This window comes from Paenibacillus odorifer (assembly GCF_000758725.1).
Lineage (GTDB): Bacteria > Bacillota > Bacilli > Paenibacillales > Paenibacillaceae > Paenibacillus_AQ > Paenibacillus_AQ odorifer.
In genome coordinates this window covers 617785-630390 of record NZ_CP009428.1, presented here as the reverse complement: position 1 = coordinate 630390, position 12606 = coordinate 617785, and the positions used below count along the sequence as shown (strand labels likewise).

The window sequence follows — 12606 nt, the reverse complement described above, 5'->3', positions numbered from 1 at the left end:
TCCTCCTTTTTATCCCTTGATTCCCGTTAATGTAATGCCCTCAACAAAATATTTGTTGCCGATCAAGAAAAATACTAGACAAGGAGCTGTAACGACGAGCGCCAGTGCCATGACCTGTTCATAGTTCGGAATGCGCATCCCGTTCACAATATACAAGCCCATAGGCAGCGTATAATCTGCTTCAGTCTTCAAATAAATCATGGTATAGAAAAATTCATTCCAACAGTTAATAAAGCTGAACAACGCCACAACAATCATTGCGGGACGTATAAGCGGCAGCATGATGCGGGAGTAGATACGGAAGTAACCCGCGCCGTCAATCTTGGCAGCTTCACTGAGTTCTATCGGAATCGTCATAAAAAATTGCCGGAGCAAAAAGACAAAATACGCGTTGCCGCCTGCACAGAAAAATGCCGGAATAATAAGAGCAGGTTTGCCAGCCAGTCCCAAAGAAGTGTACAGAGAATATTGTGGCAGCAGGGTTACGGCACTAGGCAGCATCATCGTACTGATGACCAGCACGAACCACATCCCGCGCAGCGGAAAGTTCAGCTTAGCAAAGGCATACCCCGCAAAGCTTGTCGTCAGCACCGTCCCGATCACATAAGGAACTACAATCGAAACTGAATTCCAGAGCTGCCGCAGGAACTGAATACGTTCCAACCCAAGCCGAAAATTATCGACATTTAGTGACTCAGGGAAAAACACAGGCGGCCGCGCCAGTATTTCTGTATGGCTCACGAAGGCACCTCGCAGCAGCCAATAAAGCGGAAAAGCAAACACCACTGCTAGCAGACAGGAGAGCAGAATCAGCCCGGTATTGATGGCTTTAGCTCTTTTCTTTTTTTTCTGGATACTTGTATAATTCATAATTGCGGTTGCCGCCATTATCTCACCTTCTTTCTTTTGCCCATCGAATCGTCCCTTTTAAATGCGCCCTGGAAGTAGAACAGCACACCAGTAATGGCCATAGTGATTAGGAAGACGACCCATGCCTCAGCAGACGCCAAACCGCGCATCCCTACCTGAACAAATGAATGGTCATAGATCATAACGTTGATAAAATAAGTCATCCGATCGGGTGCACCATTTCTGGACAACACCACACTTTGCGTATAAATCTGGATAGAGGTCATCATGCACATAATCAATTGGAAAAAGAGGACAGGTTTGATCGTCGGATAGGTTACTTTGAGGAACTTGTGCCAAGCATTTCCCCCGTCCATCTCGATGGCTTCCAGCAATTCTCCCGGAACATCCTGCAGCGTAGCGATGAACACAACAATCGTCCCACCACAGGTCCACAAGCTCATGATAAACATTGTCTCAAAAATACGGATGGGATCAGTCAGGAAATCAACAGGGGCTATTCCTATCTGCAATAAAATCCAGTTAAGCAGTCCACCCTTGGCTTGGTTCTGTAGAAGCATCTGCCACACAATCGTTGTCGCCAGCATCGGAACTACAGACGGCAGAAAGAATATAGCCCGCATTAAGTTTCTGCCGATAAATTTACGGTTTAATAAGAGTGCAACAATCAGACAAAAGGTGATTACAAGCGCCACGTTAATGAAGGCATAAATCAAGGTTACCGTTATGGATTTCTTGAATTCGGAGCTGGTATTGGTGAATATGTACCGGAAATTATCCAGCCCAATCCACTCCATTACTTGGCTTCCGCTCATAATCGTTATTTTATGAAAGCTGTAAAACAAACTGGCCAGCATCGGATAAAGCGTCAATACCAAAAATCCAATAATGGCCGGTGCTGCAAACAAATATCCAGCCACCGCCTCTTTGGTGACACCTCTGGCATGCTTTTTAACATAGACCGCAGCCGTTTCGGTTTTGCTCTCTGGGTTCATAAGCAATAGCCCTCTTTTCAAATATAAGCTCTAATTAGGAAACCTTGCCGCTCTCGAACAACTGCTTGATCGCTGGCATGATCGCGTCATAGACTTCTTTAACACTTTTCTTACCTGCCAATGCCTGGTCAATAGATTTCTCATATTCAGTATTCATCTTGAGGTAGGCAGGAACGTAATATGCAGGCCATTGTGCGATAGAATCTTTCGTTGTCGAATAACTAAGGATAGTTTCTTTTGCGCTTTCAGGAAGATCGGAGGTCCACTTTTCAACCAAGGTAGGATCGGTATACCAATCTGCCTGGTTCGGCAACCACGCACCACTCTTCAGCAGCTCCAGACTGTTCTCAGGGTTGACCATGTAGGCATAGAATTTCTTGGCTTCCTCAATGTGCTTCGATGTATTGTACACAACAAGTGGAGCACCACAGTTCATCGTTACTGCCTTTTCCATCTTAGGCAGAACCCCAACGCCGATATCTTCATTTCCTTTGATATTAGCTAGATCCCAAGAGCCGCTGATCGCCATGGCATAACCACCACTCAAAGCGTCTACCGCAGAACCAATTCCGGAATTCCAAGTGTAATTGAAAGCGGATGCAACCTTATCTTTGTTAACGAGATCAGCTAGCTTCTGGATGGCATCAACCGTTTTGGGAGAATCCCATTGAAACTCCTTTCCATCCGGGGAAACAATTCCGCCACCGTTGGCATAAGCTGCCCAGAAATGGTGGAACTCCCGTCCCGCTGTAATACCAAGCCCGTAGTTCTCGGTCAGAGCAGCATCAAAGCCTTCATCTGCCGCTGTTTTTCCTTTAGTATCTGTCGTTAGCTTTTTCGCGTTTGTTACGAATGTATCCCAATCCCACGCATTTTCAACTTTGGAGGGTGGATATTCAAGACCTGCTGCATCAAATTTGGACTTGCTATAGTAAAGCAGCTCCAGCTGGTTGGATAGACCGACTCCGATCACTTTTTGCTCAGGTGAATGGATTGTTATCGCTGATAGTTTTTCAGGAATACTTCCGTCCGCTAATAAATCGCTGATATCTTCGATAATTCCCATTTCATTGTACTTTTGGATATCGCCTTCGCCCATATAACTGATATCTGGAAGTTCGCCGGATTCGAGCCGGGTCTGAATAAATGTATCAAAGGAGCCATCCGCTGGAAGCACTTGTGCATTGATTTTTACTCCGGTGTCGGCTGTATATTTTTCTGCTGCCGCTTCTACCAGCTTTTTCTGTACATCATCACCCCAATACAATAATTCCAAGGTTACATCTTTATCAGGCATAGTTTCTTTGTTGGCTGCTCCAGACCCTTCAGATGCCTTTGGAGCCGCATTGTTGGAATTGCCCGAACAGCCTGCCAGTGCGGAAAAAACCATCATTGATGCTAAAGATAGAACTAGAGTACGTTTTCCAAACTTCATGTTTGTTGCCTCCCTTTTTTCATATCTATTTATTTCAAGCCAAGCATTTAAAGCTTTAGCCTAAAATCATCATGGTTTGTCATTCTTAGCGATTACAGACAAGGGCTGAACATTCCGCCTGCCAGTCTTACGTGAGGCTCTAGCATCCCCTCAGTTGTGCGATATTCGAGCTTGTCCTCAAGCAGCACATATCTTGACGGATATGCAGCGTAACTTGTTACGATCCAGCCCTCCGAGTCTTCTTCAATATAACCGTTAATACAGCGCATCTTTCCGCGTGGATCCCTGTACAAATATGTGGTTGTCCCGAAGCCCATTAGATAGGCCACTAGCTCCTCCCCCATATCCCAATCATCTCCTGTCACACCCGAGAACAGCGAAGCAAACAGGGAATCACTTGCCCCCACAAATACGGATTGCCCAAAACGGTTTCGCGACAATTCTGGCATATTCAGGTTAGGAGCTGCCACACTATATGTAGAAGCTGCCTCTCCAGGCAACAAACGGCGTGGAGTAGAGCGTACATTCCAATCGTAACAATTGAATACTGCCATCGTAGAACGGTAAGCGGCTTCCAAATATTCAGGGTCTCCAAGGAATTCATAGGCAACCCGGGATGCTCCTGCTACCAATCCACCCCAAAGGGAATGAATCATATAAGACAAAGCTTCCCACCAGCGATCCGGATTCTGCACTCTGTAATCATTGCTGAATCCGATATTTGCCAGAATTAGTTGTCCATAACGCTGGGCCTCCTCTTTATTTCCAAGGTGACACAACGTTTCACAGGTAGGGCCAAATCCTGCATTATCGTAAAAATGCTCCGTTATAGCTCCCTCATACTGCTGTATTCCTGTCTCCAGATTTCTACCAAAGCGCTCCCATAAGGTAAGTAGACGTTTATACTCTTCTGAAAGACCGCACTGCTTCAGTGCTTCTAATAAATCAAGAATATAGAGCACAAATATCCCATTTAGACGGCTCTCATCCTTCTCACGCTGGCCACTGTGCCGATCAGGGTCTAGGCGAAGACACATGATTTCGGCAGCCCATTGTAGATATTCTCTAGGAGAATGAATTTTAAGTAATGAACCATCCATTCGTGACAATAGATAAAAGACATGCCCAATATAATCCAGATCATAAATGCGGTAGAATTCTCCGTACAAGGGACGCGGATGATTAAAATCCCCGCCTTCAAACCAATGCTCCTTCACATCCAATACTGCGGCAATCTCGGCCTTAGCTACTTGTTCTGGGACAGCCTTGGCCATGCTATTCTTCATCAGTAGAAAAGCAACCTTACCCAGCGATTCTCCCTGATTCGATAGCGGACGGAAGGCATATGGCCTTTCGACCTCCCCTGTCCCTCCAAAGTTATTATTTACCAACCACTCGGCTCTCTTTTCCAGAATCCAGTCAATCGACTCCAGTACATTCCAGACCAGGATATCGCTCCGTCCATCTTCTAGCACCAGCTCCAGCTTATGTTCTCCCGGCTCCAAACGCTGTAAAGATATAGCATAGCTACTGCCTGACTCCAACCGTACAGCTTCGTTCGTAATATTCTCCTGGCGGATCAGCTCCGTCCCCGGTAAAGTGCTATACAAACGCAGCTCACGTAGAACCTGGCCCTGCGGCAGATCAACAACAGCTTCGAACCTTCCTCCTCGGGTTAATACAGGCGTATAGCTCCAGCGCGGATGTCCATAGGCCATGCCCTGCCTATAGAAATCATCTCGATTCTGACAGGGATGGAATATGTATTCCCAGCTGTAGGTCTCCCCAGCGCCAAGATCCAGCGAACTGTAAGCGCCACCATATATCCAGTCGGCAGCTGCAGATTCGGTCATAGATGATCCGTCCTCCACCAACGATAGCCGATGATACAGCAGACCATCCAAAGAAGGGGAGACCTGCTCAAGAAAACGATTCTTATAACTACAATAAGTACCTACGCTTACTGTTCTGCCCTGAACCCCATAAACACCCAGATGTGGTGCTTTGTTGCTCCGTCGAATAGCAGCGATTTTAGCGAAATCCCCACCAAGATGGGGGAACACTGCACAGGACTGGCTCATATTGCGCTGCACATTTTCATCTCTGTACATGATATACGCGAGCGAAAGCCACACATGAAGTCCATTAATTCTTACAGATTGTGGTGAGCGGTTTGTAGCTTCAATAGTCCATCTTAGTCGCTCATCTTCCAGAGAATATGTAAGTCTGATTGCAATCGGTGCGCCTTCAAAATCCACAATTACACGGTGTTTTCCTTCTGGCGTAATTTTGGGCAACAGATCAGTGCTTTTTATGATATTCCCGTCCAGCTCTATTGTCCATTCTCCGAATAGCTTATCTGTATCCGCATAACCTGCCTCTTTCAAATAAGACGGATCAACTACCCAATTCATTTCACTAGGGTCGCCCTGTAATATCAGAGACTGAAGTGCTCCGCGGTCGCTTAGCTCCATCGTGAAGTTTTCATTGCCTAGAATCGTCATTGCCTAGCACCTCTTCGATATTTTAAGTTAAACGTTTAGATTTATGAGGAAAAAGGAGCTGTGAAACTTATTTTTGTTTCACAGCATTTTTTAACGTAGCCACGGAATCACGTTCGATCAACCGGCACTCCGGCATGGTCAGTGAATCCATCTTCGTCCCCTTGATTAAATTGAACAAAACCTCAATAGCTTGATAGCCCATCTCATGTAGCGGAAGTCCCATTGTTGTTATACGCGGGCGTAAGTAATCACTGAATTCACGATTATCAAAACCGACAACCGACAGATCATCCGGTATTTTAACCCCTTTTTCCTCTGCTGCCTGCAAAATACCTACAACCATTACATCATTCATAGAAAGAATCGCGGTTGGGGGCTCCGGCAAAGAGAGCAACTCTGAGGTAAGGCGATACCCCGATTCCCTCTCCCAGTCTCCCATCTTGATTAGCAGTGGATCGAACGGTAATTGATATTCAGTAACTGCCTTGTAATAACCGTTCAGTCTTAATCTGGAAGGGATAGAATCCATCAAACCACTGATTACTGCAATTCTGCTATGTCCTTGGTTAACCAAGTAGGACATTGCTTGGTAAGCAGCTTGCTCATCGTTATACTGGATAGAGATATCGTCCTGTGTGTAAGAGTAGGTATACACAATCGGCTTACCCTCCGTATCGATTAGACCCGTTAAATCACGGGGATGAACACCGATATAAATAATCCCATCCACTTGATTGCTGAGCAGTTCGGCAACCGCATTAGCGGCATACTTTCGGTAGTCTTCCGTATTCGAGAAGTTACGGCCGATACGCTTGTCTAAACGAAGATTCACCAGTAAAATATGCAAATCGTTTCGATCTCCAAAATCATTAATTCCATCGATAATATCGGGCGTGTTAAATACCGTCACATCTTCTGCAATAACACCTATTGTATTCGTACGGTTGAGTTTGAGACTCTTCGCAATAGCATTCGGCTTATAATTCAACTCCTCAATGGCGGCAACAACTCGTTCCCTTGTATCAGAACGTACATTGCGGGTACCATTAAGCACATAGGAGACTGTAGCAATCGAAACATTAGCCTTTGCGGCTATGTCTTTAATGCTGGTTTTCCTCATTACACCTTCTCCTATCTTATTATGGAACTCTTTCAATCACGTTGTTAAACGTTTAGATTATTTTTACAGTTAGAATATACCACGCGTATTTATTGCTTTGCAACCCTTTTTTTGCTATCCTCAAAAAATCCTCCTGTTCGTCCCCCGTTTCGTTTAGAATTGATTTATCTGTTGAGGAGCAATGGATAAAAATAAGATATAGGAGCTTGAGCTTGCTATGACACCATTTACTGAGAGAGTTATTCATATCATACAGTCTATACCAGAAGGTAAAGTGATGACTTACGGAGGAGTTGCCCGCGCGGCAGGTAGCCCAAGAGGAGCGAGGCAGGTCGTTCGCATCCTTCACTCCATGAGCAAAAAATATAAGCTGCCCTGGCATCGGGTCATTAATGCTAAAGGAATGATCGCACTAACTGAGGATGAGTCTAACTCCCTCCAGAGGCTCTATCTACAGGGAGAGGGAGTTAGTTTTAATGAAAAAGGTGTGGTAGATCTGAAGCAATTCCAGTTTGAGCCGGAGTGTACCGATTAGTACCCTCTGGTAACTCTTCGTCTTTCTCCGGTGCCAAGAGCATTGAGTAGACAATACATCGTCGCGTAAATGACCAGCAGGACAAAGGCAATGAACAAGCTGAAAAATACGGACTGGAGATTCAGGCTATCCAGAACAAGTTGATACAACTGATGCCTGTCCGTCAGGACGTCCCAGCTATTGAGTCTGTAGACTCGGCCAAGCAGTACACCATATCCCCCGAGCATACATGCCGCAAGCACGAATACCCATGACCACAGCAGGTTGCTTTTACGATAAATGACCGTCTGGAACTGATACAATGAGAAGAACCCGGTCAACCATCCACTCCAGGTGAACAATAAAAGAGTGACCAAGTCATACCAGTAGCGATTCTGAATGGCTCCCTCCACGATATATCTACTTTTTCTTACCGTTAAATGCACCAGGTCAGTCATGAGATAAGGCGCGTTTGGAAAGAACAGCAGCCACGCGACACCCAAAGGAAGAAGTAATAAACCGCCTATCTTCCTTTTGTCTAGCTCATAAGCAGCCATGGAGAATAAAAACGGAATCCAAGCTAAGAACAAATTCCAAATTAAAAAACCGTAAAACGAATCCGTCTGAAGTGACACTACACGATATACCGCCAATGTAGCGACAGACAATCCCGCCAAGAGCATAAACACCTTCGGATAATTCAATTCCTTCATGAGCTTATATTCTCCTTATCGATATTGATTACATTAAACTTATACCCAATTGTACAAATTCAGAATTCCGAAGTCCAATTTTAATACAAAAGCCCAGACGCAAGAATAGCGCCCAGGCCGACTTTATTTATTAAGCTCAAGTACCGCTGATTAGTTCAGAGGCAATGCTGGCTTCTTGCGTCCTGTCAGACCCCGTAGTCCACCTGCATCCTCCTGACAGGATAATGCCGTACACTCCCTAAACGCCGCATGACTGCATCCGATACATTTGTTGTGATTAATACTGCTAAGAGCTTCATTGATCGCTTCACCGGTATGGTGATAAAACTGTGCTTTTCCTATTTTATCATATAGCCCGGTTCTCTTAAGTAGCTCAAGCGGCTGCGGCTGAACACCGGAGATCATCAGTTTCCCTCCAACAGCATGTAAATGCCGCACCAGCTCCGCCAGATTGGATTCGCCCGTAGTATCCATGAATGGCACTTTTCCCATCCGCATTAATATAATTTTCGGCTGGTCGGAGCCATAACCGGGCATGGTGTCATCAAATCTATACGCAGCGCCAAAAAACAGCGGCCCTTCCACGGTATAAATCCCAATCTGCGGACAATCATGACTCTCCGTTACCATATGTGCCCCTACCTTGACGGAATTAGGATCAGGCAATACTTTGGATACCAGATGAACCTCTCCCATCCGTTTCACAAACAAAATCACCGCAAGAATCAATCCCACCTCTACGGCCAGCGTTAAATCTGCAAATATCGTCAACAAGAAGGTGATGAATAATACCAAAGAATCGCCTGTTTTGATTTTAAGCAAATGAAGAAATTGTTTGCGTTCACTCATATTCCAAGCTACTACCATCAAGATAGGAGCCATCGCTGCCAACGGAATACTAGAAGCATAGGGTGCAAACAACAAAAGAATTAGGAATACCACTACCCCGTGAACGATCCCTGAGATCGGAGAAACTGCACCGCTTTTGATATTTGTGGCGGTTCTGGCAATGGCACCTGTAGCTGGAATTCCTCCAAACAATGGAGCTGCAATATTGGCGATTCCCTGACCAATCAGTTCACGGTTGCTGTTATGGCGGCTGCCCGTCATCCCATCAGCTACGACAGCTGACAATAAGGATTCAATAGCACCCAACATCGCGATGATAAAGGCCGGACGAATCAGCAGTGTAATCCGCTCCCAGGTAATGGTCGGAAAACGGAAGCTTGGCAGTGTGTTAGGGATATTCCCATAGGCCAAACCAATCGTAGTCACCTTACCGCTAAAAAATAACGCTGCTATGACAGTCGCACAAAGAAGACCGACCAATGAGCCCGGCACCTTCGGAGCGAAGCGAATCGCTAGGATAACAACGGCCAGACAAATCGCAGCGGTCAGGATACTATATCCATTGATCGTCGATAGATGAAGTCCAATTTCTTTCATGTTATCTACAAAGCTCTCGTGCCGTTCAATATTGCTTAACCCAAGGAAGTTGGCTATCTGTCCGGTAAAGATAATAACCGCTATTCCTGCTGTGAAACCAATCGTGACCGGCTTCGGAATAAATTTAATCAGTACACCCAGCCTTAACAATCCCATGAGGACTAAAATAACCCCCGCCATCATCCCTGCTAACAGCAGGTTCTCATAACCATACTGCATCCCAATGGCGAACAAGATAGGAATAAATGCACCTGTCGGTCCACCAATCTGAAATTTTGATCCCCCGAACAATGAAATACATATGCCGGCAACGATTGTCGTATAAATGCCATATTCCGGCTTTACACCAGAAGCAATAGCAAATGCCATCCCTAAAGGAATGGCAATAACTCCGACGATTGTCCCCGATATCAAATCCTTGCGAAAAGCGTTCATGTTGTAGCCTTTATAACGACCCCGCCCTGTCATGTTCAAACCTTCTTTTCTTTAAATATCTGATTATTTGAATATAAGAAGAACATTACTCTAGGACGCGACTGTTGTCAACGCCAAAATAACGTTAATCTATTCCATTTTCACTCGCCGCGCATGCCTTCCAGCAATGAAATGGTATTCACGAGATGGTTATCAAATATTTGTTTGGCCACAACCAGAAGGTCCTTGATCAGAGGATCACGTAAGGCATAAATGACTGTGGTGCCTTCTTTCACACTGGTTACTACATTTTTGGCGCGTAAAACAGCTAGCTGCTGGGATACAGCAGAACCTTCCGAGCCGAGAATAGCCTGCAGTTCATTCACATTCTTCTCACCTTCGCTGAGCAGCTCCAGAATACGAATACGCATCGGATGAGCCAGCGCCTTGAAGAATTCGGTCTTAAATTGCTGAATTTCGGTGTTCATAGCTTTCTACTCCTCATGCTTAACTTTCTGAATCTAATGTTATCTTTGTATGTTATCTTAGTCCCTAAGAAGCGTCAAATACTGAAGGGATAGATTCGCACATCACGGACCTGCAATTCTACGAACACACCCAGTGCCATAGGTTCACCGAGACACTCGAACATCACTAACCCTTCACCTATTCGTAAAAATCCTGTGCCATCTTCTTCAATATTCTCCAACACGCCCGTAAAAATAACCCTATCCTGTTCGAGCCTGATGTTGAACTCACCTGCAGGTACAGGATGGATATCCACCCACCTCATAAGCAGCTCCGAAAGCTCGAATTCCACATCCATTTCTACCCCTGGATTCACAGGAGCACCACACCAGATTCCCCGCCCCTCCCCAAATTCTGTGAGAAAGAATACCTCGTCCTTTTTCAAACCACTTTTTGTAATTTTGATTTGCATAGCCAATACTCCACCCTAATGATTTATAACGATCATTATATCATGAGAATTAGCCCCATTTATCAAGTATAATTCTGGGTTGCCTTATTCAGATAAGTACTAGGGTGTAGCCAAGGATGCTTAAAGAACTCACTTTTACTGGTAATCTTCCGCGAGACACTCAGGTCATAATCGATCATAGACTTTATCTGCTCTGCAAAGGCCTCCCCTTTTACCAGCATTCCCAGCTCAAAATCGTGGCAGGCACTTCTTTCGTTGATATTATATGAACCATGAAAAACGGCTTGTGATCTATGATCATAGGTAATTTTCCAATGGGAAAATCGACCGGTGGCACTGTAGTCATAGAAGGAAACACCGTTAATAAACGGCATATACATATTGCCTCTTACCGCCGCGCGATTTGTAGGATGATCATTGACCTCCAGCGGGTTGCAAATGTTCAAATTACACGAGCATTCCGGACCAAGCAGCCCAAGCCGATCCCAAAAATCCTGATCAATCAAATAAGGATTCACGATAATCGTCTCCTCAGCCGCGTAAGTAATTAAATCCAGATAATATTGTTGAATCAGGTTAACCGGGTTACCTGGAAAGCTTGCTAACAGCGTACATTCTTCCTCACCAAAATGATAATCTACATCAGGATAATAAAAGACATCATTCACATCAAAATGATCTCCGCCTAGTAGCAGCCAGCGAGAATAGAACATCGCATTCAAAGGCTGCGCTGCAGCGCCGCGAATCCGGAAGCAGCCATCATGCCACTCAGCCTCTTTACTAGGAATCCCCTGTGGATGTCCGTCTATACTCATTGCAGAGGACGCCTGAACTGGGGTCTCATACGTATATTGGTCACCAATGTTTACACTGCCTATAATCGAGGTTACCCCATCTATGACCATAAACTTCCGATGATCGATGACATTCAGTCCTGTAACCTCAACATCCTCTTGCACTTTATCCTGCAGAAACAGGATACTTTCCGGCACTCCCTCTTGCTCCAGCGCCTTTCGTTTCACCCGCCATTCAATGGCTGTATAATACGAATTGAAGGTATTCAGCAGCTTGGCGCCTGCATTCTCAAGCTGATCAGCAATCTTGGAGAACTGGCCGTACTCCAGATTATTTCCGTACCCCAAAGCCGTCAATGTGTAATTGACCATAACCCTTACCTTAACGCCACGCTTAAGAGCATAAAACAGTTCATCTGCAACCAGATTCCCCGAACGATCATTAAAAAAAAGCATGACAGACAGGTGGATATAATGCTGCGCTTTTCTGATCTCCTCTAATATCATTCCTAGACACTCTGGACCATTCACGTAAGGTGTTACTTGATTATTCCACGTAGTCTGCGGAGCCAGAACCTTTAGCTTACCTGAGTCTAGTCTGCCCAATACTTCAGTAAGTTGTTCCAGTAAGCTTGGACTAAATCCAGGAAGTTGGAATAGCTGCTGACTTGTCGTAATGACCCCGCCAAGCGTCTGACGATAGGCTCTGGCAGCCTCTAGGTCTATCCCCTCAAGCTTACGCTCCACCTCTTCTCCTGCTACACCCATAATACGGGCAAGCGATCCGCCGGATAGATAATAATTCAAGAAATCAATCATATTTCTCTGTGTCTTCATATGTAAAGTCCCCCATCGTTTATA

The 12606-nt window shown here is 45.2% G+C and carries 11 protein-coding genes; 1 reads left to right on the top strand and 10 read right to left on the bottom strand.

Annotation, left to right across the window (positions count from 1 at the left end; all coding sequences use genetic code 11):
* Positions 1-9: 9 nt before the first annotated feature.
* The 5 genes from PODO_RS02770 to PODO_RS02750 form a co-directional block, all read right to left on the bottom strand.
* Positions 10-888, bottom strand: coding sequence for a carbohydrate ABC transporter permease (locus PODO_RS02770; RefSeq protein ID WP_052096749.1), 879 nt, complete (start codon positions 886-888; stop codon positions 10-12).
* Entirely contained in the window at positions 888-1865 is a 978-nt protein-coding gene (locus PODO_RS02765; RefSeq protein WP_052096747.1) for a carbohydrate ABC transporter permease, read from the bottom strand. Before PODO_RS02765 ends, PODO_RS02770 begins: the two co-directional genes overlap by 1 nt.
* Positions 1866-1899: 34 nt before the next feature.
* Complete coding sequence (locus tag PODO_RS02760) at positions 1900-3300, bottom strand: extracellular solute-binding protein (protein WP_036676753.1); 1401 nt, start codon at positions 3298-3300, stop codon at positions 1900-1902.
* Positions 3301-3392: 92 nt separating this feature from the next.
* Positions 3393-5804 (bottom strand): hypothetical protein, encoded by a 2412-nt coding sequence (locus PODO_RS02755; protein WP_038568573.1) that lies wholly within the window; start codon positions 5802-5804, stop codon positions 3393-3395.
* Between the two features lie 67 nt (positions 5805-5871).
* Positions 5872-6924 carry a LacI family DNA-binding transcriptional regulator gene (locus PODO_RS02750; RefSeq protein WP_038568571.1) on the bottom strand — a complete coding sequence of 351 codons (1053 nt, stop codon included), beginning with the start codon at positions 6922-6924 and terminating at the stop codon, positions 5872-5874.
* A gap of 217 nt (positions 6925-7141) precedes the next feature.
* Here PODO_RS02750 and PODO_RS02745 point away from each other — a divergent pair, with 217 nt between their 5' ends.
* Positions 7142-7459, top strand: coding sequence for an MGMT family protein (locus PODO_RS02745; protein WP_036676747.1), 318 nt, complete (start codon positions 7142-7144; stop codon positions 7457-7459).
* Here PODO_RS02745 and PODO_RS02740 read toward each other — a convergent pair.
* The 5 genes from PODO_RS02740 to PODO_RS02720 all read right to left on the bottom strand — a co-directional run bounded on the left by PODO_RS02740 (position 7456) and on the right by PODO_RS02720 (position 12582).
* On the bottom strand, positions 7456-8151 hold the full coding sequence (locus tag PODO_RS02740; RefSeq protein ID WP_038568569.1) for a DUF1361 domain-containing protein: 696 nt from the start codon (positions 8149-8151) through the stop codon (positions 7456-7458). The genes PODO_RS02745 and PODO_RS02740 overlap by 4 nt on opposite strands.
* 150 nt (positions 8152-8301) lie before the next feature.
* A complete protein-coding gene (locus PODO_RS02735; RefSeq protein WP_038568567.1) occupies positions 8302-10065 on the bottom strand; it encodes a SulP family inorganic anion transporter in 1764 nt (587 codons plus the stop codon).
* 107 nt (positions 10066-10172) lie between these two features.
* Positions 10173-10499 carry an ArsR/SmtB family transcription factor gene (locus PODO_RS02730; RefSeq protein WP_036676741.1) on the bottom strand — a complete coding sequence of 109 codons (327 nt, stop codon included), beginning with the start codon at positions 10497-10499 and terminating at the stop codon, positions 10173-10175.
* 74 nt (positions 10500-10573) lie between these two features.
* Positions 10574-10951: a hypothetical protein gene (locus PODO_RS02725; protein WP_038568565.1), complete on the bottom strand. Its 378-nt coding sequence runs from the start codon at positions 10949-10951 to the stop codon at positions 10574-10576.
* 62 nt (positions 10952-11013) lie between these two features.
* Positions 11014-12582 carry a phospholipase D-like domain-containing protein gene (locus PODO_RS02720; RefSeq protein ID WP_052096745.1) on the bottom strand — a complete coding sequence of 523 codons (1569 nt, stop codon included), beginning with the start codon at positions 12580-12582 and terminating at the stop codon, positions 11014-11016.
* Positions 12583-12606: the final 24 nt, after the last annotated feature.

What these genes read in the sequence shown, in the direction of transcription:
- PODO_RS02730 (WP_036676741.1), bottom strand. Translation starts at nt 10,499, where the DNA reads ATGAACACCGAAATTCAGCAATTTAAGACCGAATTCTTCAAGGCGCTG.
- PODO_RS02750 (WP_038568571.1), bottom strand. Translation starts at nt 6,924, where the DNA reads ATGAGGAAAACCAGCATTAAAGACATAGCCGCAAAGGCTAATGTTTCG.
- PODO_RS02745 (WP_036676747.1), top strand. Translation starts at nt 7,142, where the DNA reads ATGACACCATTTACTGAGAGAGTTATTCATATCATACAGTCTATACCA.
- PODO_RS02725 (WP_038568565.1), bottom strand. Translation starts at nt 10,951, where the DNA reads ATGCAAATCAAAATTACAAAAAGTGGTTTGAAAAAGGACGAGGTATTC.
- PODO_RS02770 (WP_052096749.1), bottom strand. Translation starts at nt 888, where the DNA reads ATGGCGGCAACCGCAATTATGAATTATACAAGTATCCAGAAAAAAAAG.
- PODO_RS02740 (WP_038568569.1), bottom strand. Translation starts at nt 8,151, where the DNA reads ATGAAGGAATTGAATTATCCGAAGGTGTTTATGCTCTTGGCGGGATTG.
- PODO_RS02720 (WP_052096745.1), bottom strand. Translation starts at nt 12,582, where the DNA reads ATGAAGACACAGAGAAATATGATTGATTTCTTGAATTATTATCTATCC.
- PODO_RS02760 (WP_036676753.1), bottom strand. Translation starts at nt 3,300, where the DNA reads ATGAAGTTTGGAAAACGTACTCTAGTTCTATCTTTAGCATCAATGATG.
- PODO_RS02735 (WP_038568567.1), bottom strand. Translation starts at nt 10,065, where the DNA reads ATGACAGGGCGGGGTCGTTATAAAGGCTACAACATGAACGCTTTTCGC.
- PODO_RS02765 (WP_052096747.1), bottom strand. Translation starts at nt 1,865, where the DNA reads ATGAACCCAGAGAGCAAAACCGAAACGGCTGCGGTCTATGTTAAAAAG.
- PODO_RS02755 (WP_038568573.1), bottom strand. Translation starts at nt 5,804, where the DNA reads ATGACGATTCTAGGCAATGAAAACTTCACGATGGAGCTAAGCGACCGC.